We start from the raw sequence: 23837 nt of genomic DNA on the forward strand, positions 1-23837 counted from the left end.
ACTTTGGACTACACATAAATAATGCCATAAAACAACTAGCAGCTAAAGAGTTGATTGCTAATCAAATATCTCTTTTAAATATACGTAAGCAAATAAGCAAAAGGCAAAGTAATATTTATCCTAAAGCTGTAGAAACTCAGCAATTAATATTGAATGAACTTGGATTTGAGTTAACTTCCTACCAAAAGCAAGTCATAGAAGAAATAGAGCTTGACCAAAGTAATAGAGTAGAAATGATGAGGTTGTTGCAAGGTGATGTTGGTTCAGGTAAAACTTTAGTGGCTCTGCTTACTATGGTAAATACAGTAGAAGCTGGATTTCAAGCAACGCTTATGGCGCCAACTGATATACTCGCAAACCAGCATTTTGAGTTTTTTTCTAAAGCTTTAAAAAATACAAATATAAAAGTTGCACTACTTACTGGTAGAATACTTGGGTTAGCGCGTAAAAATATTATGATTCAGCTTGAAAATGGTGAAATTAATATATTAGTTGGTACTCATGCTTTATTTCAGAAAAAAGTCAGTTTTAAGAAATTAGGTTATATAGTTATTGATGAGCAGCATAGGTTTGGAGTGCAGCAAAGATTGAATTTAATAAATAAAGGAGTTAATCCTGATATATTAATTATGACTGCAACACCGATTCCTCGAAGCCTTGCACTTACTATGTTTGGTGATATGACTATCTCAAAGCTTATTGGGAAGCCAAAAAATCGCTTACCTATTGTTACAAATACTATATCGGTTAATAAAATTGAATATATTTTAGAGTCGATAAGAAAAAAGCTTATAGCAGGTGAGAGAATATATTGGATATGTCCGTTAATAGAACAAAGTGATAAAGAAAAGTCAGAAGATGATAATGTATTAATGGATGTGATGAGTCGCTTTAATTCTATTGATAAAATATATGGAGGGTGTGCTGCTATTATTCATGGTAGAATGAAGAATGAAGAAAAAGATGCAATAATGAAGCAATTTAAGGAAGGCAAGATTAAGCTATTAATAGCAACAACTGTTATTGAAGTTGGTATAGATGTACCGGAAGCAACCTTAATTATTATCGAAAATGCTGAGCAATTTGGGCTTGCTCAGCTTCATCAGCTTAGAGGTAGAGTAGGGCGAGGTATTTTGCAGTCATATTGTATATTGCTATATAACCCTAAAAAGCTTAGTAGAGTAGCATGTATTCGGTTTGAAATAATAAAGCAAACTAATGACGGTTTTTATATTGCTGAACAGGATTTAAAACTAAGAGGTAGCGGTGAAATTTTAGGGATAAAACAAAGTGGTGAAGTTACATTTTTCTTTGCTGACTTAGCTACTGATTATGATCTGCTACTTAAAGCTCATAAATTTGCAGAAATAGGCTCAAGCAGTAATTTAGATTTTGTTAACTTTCAAATCAAGCTATTTGCTAAAGCACAAGTAAGTGAGTTGTTTAGTTAACCTTAAACTACTATTGGTGTTGTTATATAGTTTTTATTCTATATTTCCGCTTCCAATGGAATCCAGAGTAAAAACATTTAATCGCCAACAATATTCTATTGAAAGAATAGCCTTTCTTTGTCCTTGCTTCTTCGTATGCAGTAGAGTTTTTATAGTCATATTTAAATGCTTCCATATCTACTTTTGTTGCTGGCTTATTCCTCTATACTTTTGGTATAAGATTTTTCTTTAATTTTAATATGTTAGTTTTACTTATACCAAAATGTTGACTTGCTAACCTATAGCTTATTTTTTCCTTAATTTTAATCTCTAATACTTTTTTCCTAAAATCTATAGAACATGTTTGTAACATTTTTATATTGCTTTAGTTATAAAGTTATAGTATATGATTAACTGGGGACAAGAAGATTATACAGAAGCAGCTTTGCTGCTTCTTGAAATTATTGAAAAAGGAGCGAATATTGTAAAACAGAAGGGTTTACGTCGATGAAGCTAGCTCTGAATAATTTCAGCAACTCTTGTAAATAAAGCTGCGATCATATACCAGCCTTTTTTTGAATAGTTAATAAAGAAGGATCATTAACATTTATTTGTTTTAGTAAATCTATACCAATTTGTTCATGTTCTGGATCAAGATGATATGTGTTTTAAAATGTTGTTCTGCTTTATGATTTTAAAATATTAATCCTAATTTTTTATAAAATATCGTAGCACATAATTCTATTACTCAATGAGCAAGCACAGCTCGTTCACGATCTCCAATGGTCATCATTTTTAGAATAAACCAAGAGCTTAAGGCCTCAAAAATAAGATCTTGAATTTCTTTATTCTTGGTTTTTTATAAGTACTAGATTATATCCAAATTCATCAATTAAGTGTTTCAATGCAAGCTATTGGAATTCTTTTTGCTTAGAAAATGTCACGCTTGCTAGCACCATTTTTTGAAGTTCATTGGACCAAATTTAGAAATAATAGAGAAATTTATCTTTTTGTATGTCACAATCTATTTTATTTACCAATTTGTAAAGCCATGTGTGTATTTATAGATGAATATAAATTGAAATATTATGCTTTGTATACAGTAGATATATAAAACATTGCGACTTATCCATTTTAAATTTAAAGAGATTTTTTGCGAATAATCTTTTACTATCATTAATATATATATTAATATTAAGAAGATAATATTCAAAATTAAATAGTTATTTGAAAAATTAAAGTCACTAAAGGGAATTGCAAGTGTAAAAATGGTTGAATGTACTAAAGAAGCAAAAATTGATATAAAACAACAAAGTTTTAGATTTATTGGTTCATGTTTTGCGATAAATCCAAGGATCATAATTGAAATTACTAGAGTGCCATAATCAATAAGAGACCAGGTGGCATAAAATAATATTGCCATTATAATTACATGACAGTAACCACTATAGAAAAAATGAGTTATCCTATTACGAAAACAATAAATATAACATTGTCCTAAATAGATTGATATTAGAATATTGGTAATAATAAATTGCTTAAGTAATATAATAGTATAGATATGTAGCAAAACGCCATATATTATTATTCGTGTTTTTGGTTTATCATGGAAATTATAACCGGCAAAAAAGCAAAAAATCGGCATAGCAGTGCGACCTATGACTCGCATAATTGTTAGTTCAGGGTATATATATAAACCTATATGATCAATAATCATAGTTATAATAGCTAAGGTTTTTAATAAATCCTGATAATTTGATTGATTTTTATTGCTTATTATTACCATAATCAACTACCTTTAGTAAGTATGCTGTGCCAAAAAATACTATGACTCCTGAGATAACAGTACCACATAGCATGCAGACTTTAATCAGTAAATTTTCTGAATAAAAATATTCTAAATAGTAATACTTTATTAACCCAATTATAAGAGACATTATTATGCAGCATAATAAAACTTTACCACAGAAACATTTTATGCCGGCTTCTATATGAAGCTTGTTCTGTTTTGTAGTATAACTATATAATAAACCTAGATTGTACCATGCTGCGATGGATGTACCGACAGCAATACCGATATATTTTAAAGAATCGATTAATAATAAATTCATACTAGTATTAATTATTATTGAAAATAAAGTTATTTTTAAAGGTGTTTTAGTATCACCGTTAGCATAAAAAATAGGAGTAAAAATTTTTGCTAGGATAAAAGCAGGTAGTCCTAAAGCAAATGCGGAAATAACCTCAGCAGTATTTGTAGTATCTTGAGCAGTAAAAACTCCTCGTTCATAGATTATATTAATAATGGGATGAGATAAAATTATAATACCGAATGCAGCAGGTAATGATAATAATAACCCCATTCTGATAGCATTGTTCTGTATTTTTTTTGCTGTTACCAGATCATCCAATTTATAGCTTTTCGATAATTCCGGTAATAATATGGTAGAAAAGCTAGTACCTATTATCGATAGAGGAAATTGATATATGCGGTCAGCATAAGATAGTATCGAAATAGCACCGTCAATAAAGCTAGCAATGGATTGTGAGATGAAAAGGTTTAATTGCTGCACACCAGAACTAATTATAGCTGGCCCCATATTAATCAAAAGCTTTTTTACATCAGGATCATTAGGTTTAAATATAAATGGGAAGCTTAAGTTAGCTCTTTTAACACATATAAACATAAAGGATATTTGTAATATTCCAGCAATTATTAAAGATAAACTGATTGCAATAGTAGATTCTAGATAATTATCTATAATCAAAGTACAAATTATTACACATATGCTTAAAATAACAGGTGAAAAAGCAAATGCAGCAAATCTTTGTACTGAGTTTAATATTCCACCAAGTAAAGCTGTTAATGAAACAAATATGAGATATGGTATAGTAATACGACATAGAAATACTGTAAACTCAAATTTCTCTTTTTTACTATGAAAACCTGGAGCTATAAATAGCATTAATTGTGGCATAAAGATTTGCATTAATGCTGTTATAATAACTAATGTAAGAAGTAGAAGAGTAAAAACTTCACCAGAGAAATTACTAACAGCTCTTTTAGAAATAAGCATTTTTTCGTTATAAATAGGAATAAATACGTTTGAAAGAGCTCCTTCAGCAAAGATTCTTCTAAATAAATTTGGCAGTTTAAATGCAACATTGATACTGTCACCCATAGTGGTAGAACCAAATAATGATGCAATGAATTGTTCACGCACTAAACCAAATATGCGAGAAATTAATGTAAAAAAAGCCACTATGATTCCTGAACGAAATAACATTACTGTTTATTTTTAGCCCTGTATATTCCTGCATTAATTAAAGCATCTGCTTTAGCTTTATTTCCCCAATTCTTAATTTTCACCCACTTATCTTTTTCTAAATCTTTATAATGCTCAAAAAAATGCACTATACGTTTTTTAAGCATCTCATGTAAATTCTCTAAATCTTTGATGTGATCAAAAGTAATATCAATCTTAGAAGTTGGTACTGCAATAATTTTCTCATCTAACCCAGATTCATCCTCCATTATTAATACGCCAATAGCTTGGCACTTAATTACAGAACCTGGTACTACAGGATAATTAGATACAACAAGTACATCTACAGGATCACCATCATTTGAGAGTGTATGAGGGATAAAACCATAATTACACGGATAGTTCATAGTGGTTTGCATAACGCGATCAACAAAAATTGCTCCTGATTCTTTGTCGAATTCATATTTAATTGGACTACTATTCATTGGAATCTCAATAATTACATTTATGTCGTTGTTATTTTCTTTTGCTTTGATTTTATCTATAAACATATTTTTTATTTATTTTATTGGTTATCATTTATTCTGGATTAATGCTTCCGCAGAGTGACATTGTATAGATCGTGCAACACCATCTCATAATTAATTGGGTGGTCTATAATTTTCATCATGTTTTGCGAGTAACTGTCTTGCTATAAATTTTTTATCTGATAGCTTTCCGATAGCAATAATTTCTTGTCCCTCACGAAATAGAGCAGGTAGCACACCTTGGTATAATATTTCTAAATCTTTAACATTATCAGTGATAATAAAACTCATCTTATCAGCAGCAATTTTATTTATCGAGTCTATTTTAACTAGACCTCCAACTCTTAATTCTTTACTTGTATGTACTGCATTAATTTTTGATGGTGGCAAGAAAAACACTATATTTTTCTCTAAATTATAAATTATTATACTAATCCCTAAACAGGCTGAACAGAAACAAATAACTATTGTTATTAATCTATTTCTTACTCCTTTTTGCATCAAATTTTTCTTTATCTTTCAATAATTTATAACTTAAAAGGCTTATAATTAGCAACACAGCCAAGGCTAGAAAAGTAAACAAATATGCAGCTAGTATATAATGACTCATTGAATTAATTATGTCTTAAAAGTTCTATAATTTCATTAGGTGAAGAATCTAAATAAAAATACTTTAGATATTTTCCATTTGCATCCATTAAATAGGTAAAAGATGAATGATCAACCATATAGTTTATGTCATCATTGTCATTATCTGTACGAGCATAATAAACCTTAAATTTATCTGCTACGTCTTTTATTTGTTTATCACTACCGGTAAGACCTATGAATTTAGGGTGAAAATGTTTTAGATACTCTTTAAGCACTTCTGGTGTATCACGCTTTGGGTCTATAGTAATAAAAATAGGTATGATATCTATTTTATGTTTCTCTAAGATTTTTATAATTTTTGTTATTTTATTTAACGATGTTGGACATATATCAGGACAAGAAGTAAATCCGAAATAAATAAGTCTTAGTTTACCTTTTAACTTATCACTATTAAATACTTGACCGTCTTTGTCTATTAACTCAAAATCACCACCAATTTTTACATTATCCTCATAAATATTTACTTGACCTACAGGTGGTTTTTCATGAGTCTTTAAAGATAGCAATAAATATAATCCTACTATAGCTATTAATAGGCTTATAATAATAATTATTTTTATAATATTTGTTTGCATCTTCTTATAATCCTAGTTTTTGGGGTTTAAAATATTTCACCCAAATATCTATTAATAATTTAGTAATAATAATTGCTGAAAACATTGATGATATAATACCAATTGTTAATGCTACGGCAAAACCTTTTATTGCTCCAACTCCAAATATGTAAAGTAAAAAGGCAACAATTAATGTAGTAATATTAGAATCAAGGATAGTTGCAAAAGCTGATTCAAAACCTATTCTAATTGCATAAAGATTAGATGCACCTTTATATAGCTCTTCTTTAATTCTTTCATAAATTAATACGTTAGCATCAACAGCCATACCAATGGTAAGTATTATTCCTGCAATCCCAGGCAGAGTTAAAGTAGCTTGAAAAAGTGAAAGTAATGCTAGAATATATAATATAGTAAGGCCTAGAGCTATGTTTGCAAATAAACCCAAAATGCCATAAGACCAAATTACGAATATAAATACTGCTATAAAACCTATAATTCCTGCTTTTTTCCCTGATTCTATAGAGTCAGCACCAAGATTAGGACCTATACTTCTTTCTTCAATAATTTTGAGTGGAGCTGGAAGAGAACCAGCACGTAATAGTAGTGCAAGCTCACTTGCTGATTCTATTGTAAAATTTCCTGATATTATACCACTACCACCCAAAATTGGTTCGTTTATTACTGGTGCACTTAGTAATTTGTTATCTAAAACTATAGCAAGACGTTTACCAGAGTTATTTTTAGTTATCTCACCAAATAACTTACTTCCAAGATTATTAAAAGAAAAAGCTACCACTGGCTGTGAGTTCTGATTAAAAGAAGCTGAAGCAGTTATTAATTGATCACCGCCTAAAATGGCTTTCTTCTTTACAACTACATAATATTCGCCGTGATTTTCATTATCTCCCTTTACTAACATTGATCCTACATGCACATGACCTTTTACTGCTTCTTCTATATTAGCATTTTCATCGACTAAATGAAAAGTCAATTTAGCAGTTTTTCCTAAGATGTTTTTCAAATAAGAAGGATTTTCTTCACCTGGAACTTGTAGTAATATATGCTTATCACCTTGTTTTTGTAAGATAGGTTCTTTAGTGCCAGTACCATCAACACGCATCCTAACGATTTCAATAGATTGATCTACTACTTTATTAAGCAAATCACTTAATTTAGATTTGCTAAAGTTAAGTTTTATTTTGTTTTCATTTGCTTCGATATTAATTTCTGGATCGATTTTGTTAATTATTTTTTTAAAATGTTTTAATTCCTTGGATGACCTTAACTCTAGTTGAATGTAATTTTGTTTAACTGACAAACTTTTATAGCCAATTTTACCTTGACGAAGTCTTGTACGTAAAGTATTTGCTAAGTTTTCCATTAAGTCATTTAAGTAATTATCGAAATCAACATCAAGTAATAAATGTGCTCCACCTCTAAGATCAAGTCCTAGATTGACTGAGTTATGAGGCAAAAACTTAGAATCCACCTGCATAAAGTTAGGCAGGGCACAAATAACTGCAAATATTGTACATATAATAGAAAGGAAAATTTTCCACTTAGGAAGATTTTGCACTGCTTACCTTCTTATCTTTTTTATTACTTCTATGTTCTTCCTTTTTGGCTACAACTTCTTTGGAGCGGCTAGTTATATCAATGATAGCACTTTTTAAAACTTTAATGCGTACGTCTTTAGCGATTTCGATTTCAATATTATGATCGCTATTACTAACTTTGGTTACAGTACCATAAATACCGCTATTTATTAGGACTTCTTCACCTTTTTTAACTGCACTAACTAATTTTTCTTTTTCTTTACGTCGTTTTTCTTGTGGGCGTAATAGTAAAAAGTAAAATACAGCAAAAATTAAAACCATTGGAATTAAGCTTGTTAACCCTGATTGTAGTGAATTTAAGTTTACTTCTGTAGGTGTTACTTCAGTGTCCTGTATTTCTATAGTGTCGTTATTATTTGTAGAATTATCTTGGTTGCTTGCTGACATAAATCATTTCCTTATATATTTATATATAAAATTTAATAAAGTAAAAATAGCTACCTCATAACTTTAATGCAAGGGTAAAATAAAAATATAAAGTTATTGAAATATTTTATATTAATATGAATAACCAGGAATTAAAAAGCTAATTACAAGTATTATAGAGCTGCAGTATAAGAACTTAGATTAATTAAAGGAACATTATTGGAGCGGGTGAAGGGATTTGAACCCTCGACTTCGACCTTGGCAAGGTAGCGCTCTACCCCTGAGCTACACCCGCTAAATTAGGAAACATAGGCGTTTTAATATAAAGGAATTTAAGGTGATTAAAATATTAATTATATTAAAATACCTTAGTTCTTGTTTAAGCCAAGCAAGCTAAAATATAAGTAATAATCACATAAATTGCAAGTACTAAATTAGCAATTTATTTAAAAGAGTAATGCAATATCTTACCTTATTATATATAATTCCAGCTTATTTTTTGATAAACTTCTATGAACTGACAAATATAAAACTTTTCTTATCAACAAAGTGATCAGGCAAAATATTTATATATAAATAGAGAAAGTTGTAGAGTTAAACCTGCGCTATATCATCATTAAATTTAGGAAATATACTTCAAACGTAGCGCTTGTTGCCCTTTTACTGTGACTAAGTTGTTAAACAAGTTACTTGAGCAAATCCAAAAAGCAAAATCATTATATAAAGCCTAATAGTTTAGCATTTCTCTGTTTGTGTCTGTATGTTTAGCAATGCATATTACTACTTTAATATCTTTATAATGTTAATATATTCCTAGCTTAATTATGATTTTTATGCTTACTTAAAGTATTTTTAAGCAATAGTAGATTAAAGAGCATCTTTTCTAAGAATTCTGTTCTATCAAAGTTGTATTGTTCTCTTCTCTATGAAGAAAATTTCTAGTTGATTAGAAATTTTCTGTGGATCTGAGCAATTTTTTAAATTGCTCAAAGTATAATCATACTTCTTATTAAAACAAATATAACTATTGTGTTTCTTAAATATGATATTCGGAAATGTATGTAGAGTCTAAAAGTTTTGAGTTTTGCAAGAAGATAAGCAGCTCTTATAAACTTCTTCTTTTTAAGCTCTATTTTAATGTACGTTTCTTAAAACGTAATGGTTAATTATAGCTAACATCTCTTGTATTCAAAATTGTTTGGATAAAATTGCAAATTAAACTTTCTAATTTCTAACAATTTGTGATGCATGCATATCAAATAATGAGGTTATTTTGCTTTAAAATTCCTATAATCTGTTCACATGATAATAGTATAGGATGCTTGTAAATAGTTAATATAGCATGATGCTATATTGAGATTTAAATCTTACTGTTTGCAATTGTTCATCTATTTCAATACATTGAGATAGAGCTATTTATATCAAGCATTATGATATTTTGATTTTGGTATCTATAAGTGATATCAACTTCATATTAATTTATATGCAATGCAGACAATATTATTTTTAGGTTTAATTTTGCCAATCAGTACTTTATTAATTTTAGCAATATGAAGATAAATAAGTTCTGCTACAAAGCATTAGTGCCATATATAGCCTAGAAATTTTTTATTTTCTAGGCTATATATTAAAGCTTATAAAATTGTTGTGCAAAAGAGATATGATCAGTCTTAAAAATCTTTAATTTTATTATTTTGGATTACATTTACTGTTTAATGTTCGTTTATTTTTATCTATCAAACAATTAATACCATAATTTATTAGTATTCCGCTTAATATCGTATAGTTTGACCTAACATAATAAATAGACTTCTTCATCTTTTAATGATATTCTAATTTTATATTAAAAGTACATTATTTTTAAATTAAAACTAAATTTAAAAAGTATGAGATTTGATGGATCTAAGGTTAATTCTGCTTAGCGTGCAATAATGTATTAATATGTGAATACAGCGAATGCCAAAAAATTTGTTTATATAAAGTGCTCGAGATGTAATTGAATTACCGAAGACCTTACTCAAAGTGAATTATAATTCTTTTTTAAAATATGGCTTTGGTTATATGCAAGCTGCAAATTATGAATTAGAAAAAATATCCACCCACATAATTAGTTGATTAATTCTAGGACCATTCTTAGGTTATTATGTTTAATTAACGTACATAGGCTTAAAGGTAACCATAGATTGAGTACTTTTAAAGCTAAAATTAAAAAGTGAGAAACTTAAATAATCTACATTGTATGTTCTACATATTTGCAAAATCACTGAAAAGCTCTGAGCTTGGCGCACCCGAGAGGAGTCGAACCCCTAACCTTATGATCCGTAGTCATATACTCTATCCAATTGAGCTACGGGTGCTATAGCTTCAAGCAATAAGTTTATAAATTTAGTGCTTAACCTCTGAACCTTACTTCGTACGCATTAAAGCTATAAGTTAGCTACTTTTATTATATTAAAAAATTTAATATAATGCATAAGGAAATGTATAAGAAGCATACATAAGGACTTAATATTTGTCAAGAAGTATCGAATCGAATCTTGCCTATAAGATATTCTTTACACGATAATACATAAAAATAACTTTAATTTTTAATTAAATTATATTTTTGTATTAAAAGTTGTAAATTAATATAAGAAAAATTTCTAAACTTTTTGTTAGTCATAATTTGTTTATTTTATATTAACTTTACTATATAGGCTGGAAATGTATCAAAATCTACTAAAAAATTTAAAAGTAATTAACTTATTAAATGTTGAAGATAAATAGTAGAAATGTAATGTAATAAATTTTAGCATAGGCGAAATTTTATTAGAAAAATAGGAAAAATTATAAGTTTGGGATCATCGGCTAAATCATCATTTCCTTATACTAAACTGATAAATATTTTATTCCTGCTTTATCAAATAAGCAAGCTTGATTTGTATGAAACAGAAGGAATAAAGAATAGATGAAATTACACTGAAGCTAAAGACCATGATAATAATTTTTACCCAAGCACAAGAATTCACTAATCAAGGTGATCTTGTGAAGATATAATGTAAGGATATGATATAGCTCAAGCTGCAGGTAATATTAATGTTTTTATTTTAAATGGTAATGTTTGTAGATGCTCACTACAAGCAGTTTTATCTGCATTACTTATTTTTTGATCTCATTGAGAGCATACTCGTTCTGATTTGAAAAACTGGTTATGTACAGCACAGTTTAGAAAGTCTTAGAAAAGATGAGTTTAAAGGATAATATTTTATTTAAATCTTATCATTAATTGATAAAAATGTTTTAGCTTAAAGTAGTTTGGTAATAGCATTTTTAATTATAATCAATCCTATTGTAGTTAGTTTTCAAACGAAGTAAAGATAAATTTATCTTTTTTTTGCATGGATCAGTAAAGCGTATACTAAAACTGTATCATATACTGTGGCTATAACAGCAGTACACAAAAAATAACTAATATTATTTAAGTTATTTTATATTTTAATAGATCACACAATTCAATGATTGTTGTATCGTTCACAAAAAGATAGAATATCTAAAAATATGCTATATCTTTAGAAATACTGCAATTAAATTATGGTATAACAGAAATACATTACTGATCCACGCAATAACGCTATTTTGCATTTACACTAAAAAAATATGTGCTAGGTTTAAGAAAGTTAAAAAACCTAAAGCATCAGTTATAGTTGTTAGAAAGACACCTGATCCTGCAGCGGGATCTATATCAAAATAATGTAGTATTATAGGAATGGCTGATCCAAATAATCCAGCTACTAAGAAATTTAATATGACGGCAATAGCAAAAATTATACTAAGATTCAAATCAAGTAACATTACAAAGCTAAGCACAGCTCCAATAATTGCCAGTACAAAGCCATTAAAAGCTGATACTGCTATTTCTTTTAATATGACTTTATTGATGTTATTATAGTGAATATCCTTATTAGCAAGTGCTCTAACTGTAACAGTCATAGCTTGCGTTCCAGCATTTCCGCCCATTGAAGCTACAATAGGCATAGTAGCTGCAAGTGTTACAAGTTTTGCAATAGTATCGTTAAAATGGTTAATTATAAGTGATGTCATGCAAGCAGTGATTAGATTAACAAAAAGCCAAGGAAAACGATGTTTAACGGTACAAAATAAATTAAAGAAAGTATCTTGAGTGTGTACACCGCTTAATGATAATATATCCTTTTCGGCTTGTTCTTCAATAATATAAATTATATTATCGATCGATACGCTACCTACTAATTTACCACTTTTATTTACTATTGGTACAATGGTTAAGGCATATTGTCTAAAAATAAAGCTTAGTTCATTTAAGTCAGTAAAAGCATCTGCTAATTTAAAATCTTTGTTCATCAAATCTTTTATTAATTTGTCATTTTCATTTTTGATCAGAGTACTAAGAGATATTATACCTATGGGGCGTAATTTATTATCTGTTACGATTGCAGCATGAAAATCATTTTTTACATTTTTTATAAAATTTAATGATTCTTCTACCGTCCAATTTTCTTGAAGATTAATAAAATCTCGCTCAATTACTCTACCTACCGTATTTTCAGGGTATGTGCAACCTACAGCAATTTGATTTCTTTTTTCTTTAGTAAGATTACTTAAAATAAGATCTTTTATATTGTCATCTAGATCAATTACTACTTCAATAGCATCTTCTATAACTAACTTATTAATTAATTCTGCAGATTTTTTTATGCCTAAAGTTTCTATTATTAGGGGTTTACTATAAGCATTTAATGATACTAATGTTTCTGGCTTAATTTTATCCTGTAATAGTGGAATAATTATCTTATATATTTTACTATTAAGATTATCTAAGAAATCAGCTAAATCAGCATAGTGAAGCTCTGCTAGTCTTATTGCGACAGCATCATAATTATGCTCTTCGAGCAGATCGTTAATTTGGTCAAAAATTTTAGCAAATTGATCATGATGATCAGGTAATATGCTTTTAAATATATTGAAATTAGGCATAACCCATTTACCTAATAGCCTAAATAACTATAGACTTATTAATTAATAAAATAACATTAAAAATGATTTATTTAAATTTTGTATACAGAGCTTAGATTTTTGGTGCGGTCGAGAAGACTTGAACTTCCAATCTTTTTACAGAACAGCACCCTCAATGCTGCGCGTCTACCAAATTTCGCCACGACCGCCTAAATTTTATGAACTTTGAAGAACTTAACATTGTCTTCAGTATAGCAAACTATTAATGCAACATCAATAGTGTTGTTGCATAGATGCCTAAAACCTTATTGCGAGAAGGCCATGTGGCAATCTATAAAAGTGATCAATTTTGTAATATCTCTACTAGACTGCCTTTTATCAAAACTTATAGTTTCTCCTCACAATGATATTAAAAAGTGAATTATAGCTTAAATTAAAATCAATATCAAAGCTAATTACAATAAACTAACAACAAAACTAGGCATAATTGATTGTTTAATAGCAGCTTCCGTCAAATTATATAATTTTTCATCAATATTATCAAAATTAATATGATATTCTCTAGCATTACCTGTTAATACTAAAGCAGAATCTATACCAAGGCGGTTAGCAGCGAGTATATCAGTATAAAAAGTATCACCTATCATTAAAATATGATTTTTGAGAAGATTAGGACATTCTTTAAATATTTTGCTATATATTTCTTCATAAGGTTTACCACTATAAATTACTTTTCCACCAAATTGTTTTATTTTTTCAGCATAATAACCACTGCAATATCTATAAACACCATGTTGATTTATTCCAAAGTCTGGATTAGCACAGATATTAACTATTTTACGCTCAACAACAATTTTAAGTAATTCGTCAAACTCATTTAAATCTAAATTTTCATTTTCATCACGATAAATAGTAAGTAGGAAAATATTAGCCTCTTTTATATTATTAGTAATAGAATATTGTATTCCGTCTAATATATCATTTTCTAGATGTCCTAAATGATATATTATAGGTTTTTCAATACCAAATCGTTCTTTACTTTCTAAGATCATTTGTACTGCTACTTCTCCTGAGCTGATGATCATTTCTGGTAGCACGTTTAGTCCCCAAGATTTGATTATTTGATGTAAAGAAAAAATATTACGAGGAGCATTAGTAACAAAATATACTTTTTTTTGTTCAATAATTTTATTAATATTTTGTACAACATTAGGGTATGTATATCCTCCTTCAACTATTACACCCCAAAGATCAAATAAAAATACATCATAATCATCTATCACGTCGAAAATATTTTTTAACCTTAATTTCTTCATTATTATTCTCACTAATTTTAAGTCAAGAAAACTTTACTATTTTAACAAGTTACGTTATAGTTATTTTTATTGTTTCTAGCAACAAGTAATGAATATTATGTCAGAAATCGAAGAAAAAATTAACAAATTATCATATGGTGCTAATTCTATTAAGGTTTTAAAAGGTCTTGAGGCAGTAAGAAAAAGACCAGGAATGTATATTGGAGATGTTGGGGACGGATCAGGTCTTCATCATATGATTTATGAAGTAGTCGATAATGCTATTGATGAAGCACTAGCTGGTTATTGTGATTTAGTGCAGGTAATTTTAGATAAAAACGGTTCGGTAACAGTACGAGATAATGGACGTGGTATACCTGTGGAAATTCATGAAGAAGAAGGGATATCGGCAGCTGAAGTAATTATGACTCAGCTACATGCTGGCGGTAAGTTTGATCAAAATTCTTATAAAGTTTCAGGTGGTTTGCATGGGGTTGGTGTATCTGTAGTAAATGCTCTTTCAGAATGGTTAGAATTACGTATATGGCGTAATAATAAGGAGTATTTCATTAGATTTAATAATGGGAGGACTGAAGCTCCGCTTGCTCTTGTAAAAGAAAATATAGATAAAAAAGGTACAGAAATTACTTTCTTTCCATCGGTAGAGACATTTACTAATATAGAATTTGATTTTAGTATTATAGAACATCGTCTTCGAGAACTGGCGTTTTTAAATTCAGGAGTAAAGATTTTACTAATAGATAATCGGTTTGAAGATACTCGTGAAGTAGAGTTTTATTATACGGGTGGTATTGAAGCTTATGTAAAATATATAGATCGTGCTAAACATGTTATTCATCCATGTATAATAGTTAATACTAATAATCCTGAGTCTAATATAAGTCTTAAGCTTGCTATGCATTGGAATGATTCTTATCATGAAAATATATTATGTTTTACTAATAATATTAGGCAACGTGATGGAGGTACTCACCTTATTGCTTTCAAATCAGGGATAACTAGGGCTATTACTTCTTATCTTGACAATACTGGACTTAATAAAAAGTCTAAAAATGCTTTTAGTGGTGAAGATATCAGAGAAGGATTATGTTGTGTATTGTCGGTTCAAGTGCCAGATCCTAAATTTTCTTCTCAAACTAAAGACAAATTAGTAAGTTCTGAAGTAAGGCCTGTTGTTGAAAATGCTGTTTATACTAAAGTTCTTGAGTGGTTTGAAGAACATCCGTCTGAAGCAAAGTTAATTATAAACAAGATTATGGAAGCAGCTAATGCTCGAGAGGCTGCTAGAAAAGCAAGAGAGTTTACTAGAAGGAAATCTGCTCTTGAAGTATCAAATTTACCAGGCAAACTTGCAGATTGTCATGCAAAGGATCCTGCAGTTTCGGAATTATTTATAGTAGAAGGAGATTCAGCAGGAGGTACAGCAAAACAGGGTAGGGATAGTAAAATTCAAGCTATATTACCGCTGCGTGGTAAAATTTTAAATGTTGAGCGTGCACGATTTGATAAAATGCTTAGTTCTGATCAAATAGGTACGTTGATTACAGCTCTTGGTACTAGCGTTGGCACTCATGAGTTTTCACTTGAAAAACTTAGATATCATAAAATTATTATTATGACTGATGCAGATGTTGATGGGTCTCATATAAGAACCTTATTGCTTACATTTTTTTATCGCCATATGCCGGAGCTGATAAATAAAGGATATCTGTATATAGCTCAACCACCGCTTTATAAGGTGAAAAAAGGAACAAGTGAGCTTTATTTAAAGAATGAACAAGCATTACAAGATTATTTGATAAAATCCACTATTATTGATGCTATTTTAGTTTTAGATGATAGAGAACAATTAATAGGAGATGATTTAGAAGAAGTAATTAATAAGATAGTTAAGTTTAATAACTTGCTTGATTATGTAAATAAAAAATTTAATCGCGTGATTGCTGAAATTTTAGCAATCAATAATTTGCTTAATAATCAAATATTTAGCAGTGAAAGTGATTTAAGGCTTAAAAAAGCTTTAGATCTTTTTAATAGCTTAGAGCAATCGCCTGATAAAACTAATTGGGAAGCTTTAAAACATGAAAATAGAATAGAATTTTTTCGTTTTAGTAGAGGCTTAAAAGAAGGAAGAACATTATTAAAAGAGCAATTAGAGTCACTTGAGTTTATACAAATATCAAAACTAGCTCTAACAATTTCCAATATATTTGAGAAGCAATTAAAACTTATAGTGAGAAATCAAGAATTTGATATTCTTACTCCTAGTATGTTATTGAATCGTATTGTAGAATGCGGTAAAAAAGGTATAACAGTCCAACGCTTTAAAGGTCTTGGTGAGATGAATTCTGATCAGCTATGGGAAACTACCCTTAATCCTGAAAGAAGAACTTTATTACAGGTAAAAGTTGCAGAAACTGATGATGCCGAGAATATTTTTTCTACCTTAATGGGAGATGTAGTCGAGCCTCGTAGGCTATTTATACAAGCAAATGCTTTAAATGTCGTGAATTTAGATATATAAGAATTTATGCAGAAATTAATTATTCACGGCGGCAAAGCACTTAATGGTCGTATTAATATTAGCGGTGCTAAAAATGCTATACTTCCTATTATGGCAGCGTCTATTCTTACAGATAAACTACACATTACTAATGTTCCTAAACTAACAGATGTTCATACTATGAAGGATTTGCTAAGAAGTCATGGAGTGGATATTGAAGTAATAGAACATTTAGATGAATTTGAATTAGTAATTAATGCAAGAAATATAAATAATTTTACAGCAGATTATAAAATAGTCCATAAAATGAGAGCATCTATTTGGGTGCTTGGTCCTTTACTTAGTAGGTACGGTAAAGCAAAAGTATCATTACCTGGGGGGTGTGCTATCGGTGCTAGGCAAATAGATCTGCATATTGCAGTATTGAAAGCTATGGGTGCACAAATCGAAATTGAAGATGGTTATATTAATGCTTCAAGTACTGGACGTTTAAAAGCTACTCATTTTGTTTTTGATAAAGTTTCCGTTGGTGCTACGATTAATGCGATACTAGCTAGCATTTTAGCTGAAGGTGAAACATTACTTTTTAATTGTGCAAAAGAACCAGAAATAGCTGATTTATGTAATTGCCTGAATAAAATGGGTGCTGATATTTCAGGTATTGGTACTAGTGAAGTTACTATTATAGGTAAAGATTCCTTAAATGAAACAAGCTATAGAATATTACCTGATCGTATTGAAGCAGGTACTTACATGTTTGCTGCAGCTATTACTAAAGGTGATTTAAAAATTTGTGGAATTGATTATCATATTATAGAAAATATTGCCTTAAAACTTATTGAAACAGGTATAAAAGTTGTGCAGATAGATAACGGGGTTCAAGTAACTTATGAACGCAAGCTAAATTCTGTAGATTTGGAAACTAATCCATATCCTGGTTTTGCTACAGATTTGCAAGCACAATTTATGAGCTTAATGACGCTTGCTGATGGCATTTCAATGATTACTGAAAATATTTTTGAAAATCGTTTTATGCATGTACCTGAATTATGTAGAATGGGAGCAGATATAACAGTACAAGGTAATAAGGCAATGGTACGTGGTGTAGAAATGTTAAAAGGTGCAGAAGTTATAGCAAGTGACCTTAGGGCTTCGGTATCACTAATTTTAGCAGGACTTAGTACAAAAAGTGAGACTATACTACACCGGGTATATCACTTGGATCGTGGATTCCAAGATTTAGAAAAGAAATTAAGTAATTGCGGTGCAGATATAAAAAGGGTATAATAAATTAAATAAAATGGATTAACAGAGAGAAAATCATGGCAAGAATTACAGCAGAAGATTGTAATAAAGTGATACCTGATAGGTTTCAACTTGTTGTTTATGCAACTAGATATGCTAAATTATTAAATTATAAAGTAGAAATTAATCAAAGCAATAAAGAAAAACGTGATAAGCCTCCGGTTGTTGCATTACGTAGGATTGCTTCTGGAAAAACATCAGTAGCTCAGTTAGAACAGGACTTAATAAATAGTTTGCGTACCAAAACTCTGATAGAGCTGCCTGTTAATCAAGATGAATCAGAAGACTTAGAAGAAAAATTTGAATATTTACCCGAAGTTTATATTGGAGAAGATTATTCTGATTTGGATGATCAAATTTTTATTGATGAGACGGCTGAAGATTATGAAATAGATAAGTAAATGCTGATTGGTATCGGTACTGATGTAGTACAAATTCCTAGAATTGAAAAGATATTAAATGTATATCCAAGACTTTTTGCTAAAAGAATTTTAACATCTAAAGAGTTAATAAAATTTATTTCATTAGAGAGGAAAGATCATGCAGCTTTTTTAGCAAAGCGTTTTGCTGCTAAAGAAGCAGTTAGTAAAGCTTTCGGTATTGGTATCGGTCAAGGTATAAATTTAAAAGATATTACTATACTAAATGATGATTTGGGTAAGCCCACAGTAGAAATTAATTCAAACTATGCAAAAAAATTTTCCTCTTTTAATATTCATCTTTCTCTTTCTGATGATTACCCTGTATGTGTAGCATTTGCTATAGTTGAGAATGAAGCACCGTATCTATGAGTGTTTTATTGTATAGCGTGCTTTTTGAAGTTATATTGCGGTGGACAAATCATAAGAAGTGATACATCACTCAAAAAAATACCCTATGTCATTCCTGTAGAAAGAAAAACCCAGTAAAAAGTCATAAAAGACTAATTTTTTATATTTTCTTTATCAAACTTATCTTTTCTAGTTCTTAATGGATTCTTACCTTCACAGGAACAATATTAACGCTTTTTAAATTTTTGTAACGATAAAAAGGGGTGCAGGTTACAAAAAACTTACCTTTATTTAGTTTCGCTATTTGTAGTGTTTTCTTTTGTAGGTAACATAATTTTCAAATCAGCTTTAGCTTCTAAGTCGGTAACATATTTCTTTAGTATTTCTGCAGCTAATATATTATCAATAGTCATTTTTGCTTCTTCTTTTGTTGGAATAGGCACAGGTTTTTTCTCAAGTACTTTGATAATATGCCAACCGAAATGGGTTTTTACAGGAGTTGAAACCTCATTTACTTTTAAAGCAAAAGCTTTCTTTTCAAATTCCGGTACTAGCTGTCCTGGTTGATTTAAAATTATATATCCAATAACACCACCGTTTGATTTTGATGCTGGATCTACAGAATATTCCTCTGCAAGCTTAGCAAAATTTTTACCTTTGCTTAATTTAGTCTTAATATCATTAGCTTCTTTTTGAGATTTAACTAAAATATGAGCAACTTTTATTTGTTCTTTACCTTTAAGATTATTGACATATTTATTATATTCGTCATCAAACATCTTATCTGTAATGTTAGATTTTACGTAATTTGATAATAATTCTTGTTGAGCTAATTGATTTTTTACATTTTTAAGTTTTTCTTGGAACTCTTTAGAAGAAGTAATATTTGATTTTGCCACTTCTTCTTTTAATAAAATATTATTAACATAAATTCGGATTAATTTATCTTGATCTTGCGGAGGAAAATCATCGAAACTTTTGATTGTTTGGCCTGGTTGGATGTTAAATTGTGGCTTAAATTCTTGCATAATTTGTGATTCTCGTACTTCACCGCCCTTATAAGTAGCTACTACTCTATCACTTGTATTGGCAAGAGCAATACCGGAAAGCATGCTAACTGATAAAAATATAACAGATAATTTTTTCATTATATATGACTCATAATTGTGTTAAACATAAGCTTAAATTCTATAAAAATAATAAATAACCGTCAACAGCTATTTAATAATATTTTACTTATTAATAATAATTTACAGATATTATGCAACAAAAATTTACGTAACATTGAATTTGTATGATGGACATTAATTATTTGATAATTTTATAAAATCACTTATTATTTAAGTACAAAATATATTATTTATAAGGTTTTAATGTTTTCTATCTTAAAAAAGCTCTTCGGCACAACAAATGATCGTACTGTAAAAAAACTATTTTCTGAGATTACAAAGATTAACTCACTTGAAACAATGCTACAAAATTTATCAGATGAAGAGCTTAAAAATAAAACAGCAGAATTTAAAAGAAGACTTAAGAATGGTGCTACTTTAGATGATATAATATATGAAGCATTTGCAGTAGTTAGGGAAGCTGCAAAAAGAGTGTATGGTATGCGTCATTTTGATGTTCAGCTTATAGGTGGATTAATATTACATCGTGGTATGATTACTGAAATGCGTACTGGTGAAGGTAAAACATTGGTTGCAACACTTCCTGCATATCTAAATGCTTTGACTGAAAAAGGAGTGCATGTTGTAACCGTAAATGATTACTTAGCAAAGCGTGACTCATACTCAATGGGTAAAATTTATAATTTCCTAGATTTATCAGTTGGATGTATTGTTGCTGGTATGCCTGATGAAGCGAAACGTGCAGCTTATAATGCCGATATCACATATGCCACAAATAATGAGCTCGGCTTTGACTATTTAAGAGATAATATGAAGTATAGCATGCAAGAACGGGTACTCCGCCCTTTTAATTTTGCTATTATTGATGAAGTAGATTCTATTTTAATAGATGAAGCAAGAACACCACTAGTTATATCAGGTGCAGTGAATGATAATTCAGAATTATATGGTACAATTGATAAAATTGTACGACAACTTAATGCAAGTGATTTTGAAAAAGATGAAAAGTTAAAAACCATCAATTTAACAGAAATAGGCATTACACATATAGAATCGCTTTTAAGTAGAGAAAATATTATAAAGCCTGATTCTGGTTTATATGATTTTGAGAATTTAACTTTAGTACATTACGTTAATCAAGCACTCAGAGCCTATAATTTACTTACTATAGATGTAGATTATTTAGTAAGAGACGGTAAAGTAATGATTATAGATGAATTTACCGGTCGTGTAATGGAAGGACGTAGATATTCAGAAGGATTACATCAAGCATTAGAAGCAAAAGAAGGTGTAAAGATTCAGAATGAAAACCAAACTCTTGCATCTATTACTTTCCAAAATTATTTTCGTAATTATCCTAAATTATCTGGTATGACCGGTACTGCTATGACTGAAGCATCGGAGTTAAAAGATATATATAATCTAGATGTAGTTGCAGTTCCAACTCATAATAAAGTAACAAGAGTTGATCTTGATGATGAAATTTACGGCAGCAAACAAGACAAGTATGATGCTATTTTGAAGCTAATTAAAGATTGTTATAATCGTGGCCAGCCTGTACTTGTTGGTACTATTAGTATAGAGAAATCGGAAGAAATTTCTACTATCTTAAATAAGCATAAAATCCCACATAAAGTATTAAACGCCAAATTCCATGAGCAAGAAGCTTTTATTATTGCTCAAGCAGGTAGGTTTAAAGCAGTAACAATTGCGACTAACATGGCAGGACGCGGTACTGATATTATGCTTGGAGGTAACCCTGAAATGTTAATAGAGCAATTAGATAAAGATCATAATAATATTGATGCAAAAATATCTGAGATAAAAGCTAAGATTGCAGAAGAAAAGAAACAGGTTATTGAAGCTGGTGGTTTATTTGTGATAGGTACAGAAAGGCATGAAAGTCGTAGGATAGATAATCAGCTAAGAGGAAGATCAGGTAGACAAGGTGATCCTGGTAAAACTAAATTTTTCTTATCGCTTGATGATGATTTAATGCGCATTTTTGCTTCAGATCGTATTTCAGGAATCTTAAGAACTCTTGGGCTAAAAGATGGAGAAGCTATCCATCATCCAATGATCAGTCGTTCACTTGAGAAAGCTCAGCAAAAGGTAGAAAGTCATAACTATGAGATACGTAAAAATTTATTACGTTTTGATGATGTAATGAATGATCAACGTAAAATAATATATGAGCAACGAACCGAAATTATCAAATCCAAAGATAGTTATGATTTCTTAAAGAGCACTACTGAAGAAGTAGCTAAAAAGATAGTACTAACTTTTATGCCAGCAGGATCTTACAGAGAAGATTGGGATATAGAAAATTTAGGGATAGAATTACATCGTGTTTTTTCTATAAAATTTGATCATAATTTAGTAAATAAAAATGATGTAACAGAAGAAGAAGTTACAAAAATCGTCATACAAATGGCACATGATATATATAAATCAAAAGAAGAATCTTATAGCCTAGATTTAATGCATAATGCCGTAAAATATATTTTGTTAACTACTCTTGATCAGGTTTGGAAAGATCATTTATATAGCTTAGATCACTTGAGACAAGGCATATCGCTTAGAGCATATGCTCAGAAAGATCCTCTTAGTGAATATAAAAGAGAAGCATTTAATTTATTCAGGCAAATGCTCAATAATTTAAAAGAACTATTTATTCAAACAGTCTATAATTTTCATATTGACTTAAAACATGTTCAGAAAGAAGACATATCGCTTGAACATAAGAAATTGCAGAAAAATATGCGTGAAAGTCGTGAAGATCCAGCATTTAGTAAATATAATGCAGGAAGCAGTTTAGAAACTGATCTTAAGCCTGTTATATCTCGTGTTGATCCCAAAGATAGAAACCCTAATGATCCTACTAGCTGGGGTAGAGTATCTCGTAACGAGCCATGCCCATGTGGTTCAGGTAAAAAATATAAATATTGCCATGGGATAAATTAGTAATGTTTTATAAATTGTTAATTTGTTTAGTTTTTATGTCATTTTGTTACGGAGAGGATTTAATTTAAATCATCTAAATTATAAGAAAATCCAAAAATCTGAGTATCACTAAGATTTTTAGATTTTTTTTATATTCTATGACATTATACGTAAAATTAATTGTATGGTATGATCATTGCAGTTTTATTGATTTCTATAAAAATTTCAAATTCTATGGTAAACATATAAAATATATTATTGATCAAAATGGTTTATAGCACCCAATATTAAGTTTTACAAAAATTTTATATAAAATCTTTTAGAAAAATATATTTTGAGGTAAAAGCCAGAGATGTTTTAATTACATCGTATTTGAATGCTATTTTTAAAAATGTCGTGATCATATAGATTTATTGTAAGATCTTAAAATTTATTGAGAATTCTTAGTATAGTAATTGACAAGTTTAGAAAAAAGTTTTATATTCC

At 29.4% G+C, this 23837-nt stretch carries 15 protein-coding genes, 3 tRNA genes and 2 pseudogenes; 6 read left to right on the plus strand and 14 right to left on the minus strand.

Annotated elements, in window-relative coordinates; translation table 11 throughout:
• Positions 1–20: 20 nt before the first annotated feature.
• Positions 21–1451: pseudogene (locus AC27F4_RS00130) on the plus strand (ATP-dependent DNA helicase RecG); the annotation flags it as partial.
• 492 nt (positions 1452–1943) lie between these two features.
• On the opposite strand, the pseudogene AC27F4_RS00135 reads toward AC27F4_RS00130, so the two are convergent.
• The 13 genes and pseudogenes from AC27F4_RS00135 to AC27F4_RS00195 all read right to left on the minus strand — a co-directional run bounded on the left by AC27F4_RS00135 (position 1944) and on the right by AC27F4_RS00195 (position 14700).
• A pseudogene (locus AC27F4_RS00135) lies at positions 1944–2491 on the minus strand (hypothetical protein).
• On the minus strand, positions 2464–3216 hold the full coding sequence (locus AC27F4_RS00140) for a TraX family protein (RefSeq protein WP_487060906.1): 753 nt from the start codon (positions 3214–3216) through the stop codon (positions 2464–2466). Before AC27F4_RS00140 ends, AC27F4_RS00135 begins: the two are co-directional and overlap by 28 nt.
• Positions 3197–4717, minus strand: a complete 1521-nt coding sequence (gene murJ, locus AC27F4_RS00145) for a murein biosynthesis integral membrane protein MurJ (protein WP_487060908.1) — start codon at positions 4715–4717, stop codon at positions 3197–3199. Before murJ ends, AC27F4_RS00140 begins: the two co-directional genes overlap by 20 nt.
• Complete coding sequence (gene ppa, locus AC27F4_RS00150; RefSeq protein ID WP_487060910.1) at positions 4717–5247, minus strand: inorganic diphosphatase; 531 nt, start codon at positions 5245–5247, stop codon at positions 4717–4719. Before ppa ends, murJ begins: the two co-directional genes overlap by 1 nt.
• A gap of 90 nt (positions 5248–5337) precedes the next feature.
• Positions 5338–5724 carry a cytochrome c maturation protein CcmE gene (gene ccmE / locus AC27F4_RS00155; RefSeq protein ID WP_487060912.1) on the minus strand — a complete coding sequence of 129 codons (387 nt, stop codon included), beginning with the start codon at positions 5722–5724 and terminating at the stop codon, positions 5338–5340.
• Between the two features lie 113 nt (positions 5725–5837).
• Positions 5838–6449, minus strand: coding sequence for an SCO family protein (locus tag AC27F4_RS00160; protein ID WP_487060914.1), 612 nt, complete (start codon positions 6447–6449; stop codon positions 5838–5840).
• A 4-nt stretch (positions 6450–6453) separates the two neighbouring features.
• Complete coding sequence (gene secD, locus AC27F4_RS00165; RefSeq protein WP_487060916.1) at positions 6454–8007, minus strand: protein translocase subunit SecD; 1554 nt, start codon at positions 8005–8007, stop codon at positions 6454–6456.
• Positions 7991–8434, minus strand: coding sequence for a preprotein translocase subunit YajC (gene yajC, locus AC27F4_RS00170; protein ID WP_487060918.1), 444 nt, complete (start codon positions 8432–8434; stop codon positions 7991–7993). Before yajC ends, secD begins: the two co-directional genes overlap by 17 nt.
• A gap of 199 nt (positions 8435–8633) precedes the next feature.
• Positions 8634–8708, minus strand: a tRNA-Gly gene (locus AC27F4_RS00175).
• Between the two features lie 1985 nt (positions 8709–10693).
• Positions 10694–10770, minus strand: a tRNA-Arg gene (locus AC27F4_RS00180).
• Positions 10771–12034: 1264 nt separating this feature from the next.
• Positions 12035–13405 carry a magnesium transporter gene (gene mgtE, locus AC27F4_RS00185; protein ID WP_487060920.1) on the minus strand — a complete coding sequence of 457 codons (1371 nt, stop codon included), beginning with the start codon at positions 13403–13405 and terminating at the stop codon, positions 12035–12037.
• Positions 13406–13505: 100 nt separating this feature from the next.
• Positions 13506–13593, minus strand: a tRNA-Leu gene (locus AC27F4_RS00190).
• Between the two features lie 246 nt (positions 13594–13839).
• The gene (locus AC27F4_RS00195) at positions 13840–14700 is read right to left on the minus strand and encodes a TIGR01459 family HAD-type hydrolase (protein ID WP_487060922.1); all 861 of its coding nucleotides are present in this window, start codon (positions 14698–14700) and stop codon (positions 13840–13842) included.
• 97 nt (positions 14701–14797) lie between these two features.
• On the opposite strand from AC27F4_RS00195, the gene gyrB reads away from it, so the two are divergent.
• Genes gyrB through acpS form a run of 4 tightly spaced genes read left to right on the plus strand, consistent with a single transcriptional unit; the run spans position 14798 to position 19299 of the window.
• A complete protein-coding gene (gyrB, locus tag AC27F4_RS00200) occupies positions 14798–17224 on the plus strand; it encodes a DNA topoisomerase (ATP-hydrolyzing) subunit B (protein ID WP_487060978.1) in 2427 nt (808 codons plus the stop codon).
• A 6-nt stretch (positions 17225–17230) separates the two neighbouring features.
• Entirely contained in the window at positions 17231–18490 is a 1260-nt protein-coding gene (gene murA / locus AC27F4_RS00205; RefSeq protein WP_487060924.1) for a UDP-N-acetylglucosamine 1-carboxyvinyltransferase, read from the plus strand.
• Between the two features lie 35 nt (positions 18491–18525).
• Positions 18526–18909: a DNA-directed RNA polymerase subunit omega gene (rpoZ, locus tag AC27F4_RS00210; RefSeq protein WP_487060926.1), complete on the plus strand. Its 384-nt coding sequence runs from the start codon at positions 18526–18528 to the stop codon at positions 18907–18909.
• Positions 18910–19299 (plus strand): holo-ACP synthase, encoded by a 390-nt coding sequence (gene acpS, locus AC27F4_RS00215; RefSeq protein WP_487060928.1) that lies wholly within the window; start codon positions 18910–18912, stop codon positions 19297–19299.
• A gap of 266 nt (positions 19300–19565) precedes the next feature.
• Here acpS and AC27F4_RS00220 read toward each other — a convergent pair whose 3' ends face one another.
• Positions 19566–20426, minus strand: a complete 861-nt coding sequence (locus AC27F4_RS00220; RefSeq protein ID WP_487060930.1) for a peptidylprolyl isomerase — start codon at positions 20424–20426, stop codon at positions 19566–19568.
• A 225-nt stretch (positions 20427–20651) separates the two neighbouring features.
• Between AC27F4_RS00220 and secA the strand changes: the two genes are divergently transcribed.
• The gene (gene secA / locus AC27F4_RS00225; RefSeq protein ID WP_487060932.1) at positions 20652–23372 is read left to right on the plus strand and encodes a preprotein translocase subunit SecA; all 2721 of its coding nucleotides are present in this window, start codon (positions 20652–20654) and stop codon (positions 23370–23372) included.
• Positions 23373–23837 lie beyond the last annotated feature (465 nt).

This window comes from Candidatus Rickettsia mendelii, from assembly GCF_057543435.1.

What these genes read in the sequence shown, in the direction of transcription:
- rpoZ (WP_487060926.1), top strand. Translation starts at nt 18,526, where the DNA reads ATGGCAAGAATTACAGCAGAAGATTGTAATAAAGTGATACCTGATAGG.
- murA (WP_487060924.1), top strand. Translation starts at nt 17,231, where the DNA reads ATGCAGAAATTAATTATTCACGGCGGCAAAGCACTTAATGGTCGTATT.
- murJ (WP_487060908.1), bottom strand. Translation starts at nt 4,717, where the DNA reads ATGTTATTTCGTTCAGGAATCATAGTGGCTTTTTTTACATTAATTTCT.
- AC27F4_RS00160 (WP_487060914.1), bottom strand. Translation starts at nt 6,449, where the DNA reads ATGCAAACAAATATTATAAAAATAATTATTATTATAAGCCTATTAATA.
- yajC (WP_487060918.1), bottom strand. Translation starts at nt 8,434, where the DNA reads ATGTCAGCAAGCAACCAAGATAATTCTACAAATAATAACGACACTATA.
- acpS (WP_487060928.1), top strand. Translation starts at nt 18,910, where the DNA reads ATGCTGATTGGTATCGGTACTGATGTAGTACAAATTCCTAGAATTGAA.
- secA (WP_487060932.1), top strand. Translation starts at nt 20,652, where the DNA reads ATGTTTTCTATCTTAAAAAAGCTCTTCGGCACAACAAATGATCGTACT.
- gyrB (WP_487060978.1), top strand. Translation starts at nt 14,798, where the DNA reads ATGTCAGAAATCGAAGAAAAAATTAACAAATTATCATATGGTGCTAAT.
- ppa (WP_487060910.1), bottom strand. Translation starts at nt 5,247, where the DNA reads ATGTTTATAGATAAAATCAAAGCAAAAGAAAATAACAACGACATAAAT.
- ccmE (WP_487060912.1), bottom strand. Translation starts at nt 5,724, where the DNA reads ATGCAAAAAGGAGTAAGAAATAGATTAATAACAATAGTTATTTGTTTC.
- AC27F4_RS00195 (WP_487060922.1), bottom strand. Translation starts at nt 14,700, where the DNA reads ATGAAGAAATTAAGGTTAAAAAATATTTTCGACGTGATAGATGATTAT.
- AC27F4_RS00140 (WP_487060906.1), bottom strand. Translation starts at nt 3,216, where the DNA reads ATGGTAATAATAAGCAATAAAAATCAATCAAATTATCAGGATTTATTA.
- mgtE (WP_487060920.1), bottom strand. Translation starts at nt 13,405, where the DNA reads ATGCCTAATTTCAATATATTTAAAAGCATATTACCTGATCATCATGAT.
- AC27F4_RS00220 (WP_487060930.1), bottom strand. Translation starts at nt 20,426, where the DNA reads ATGAAAAAATTATCTGTTATATTTTTATCAGTTAGCATGCTTTCCGGT.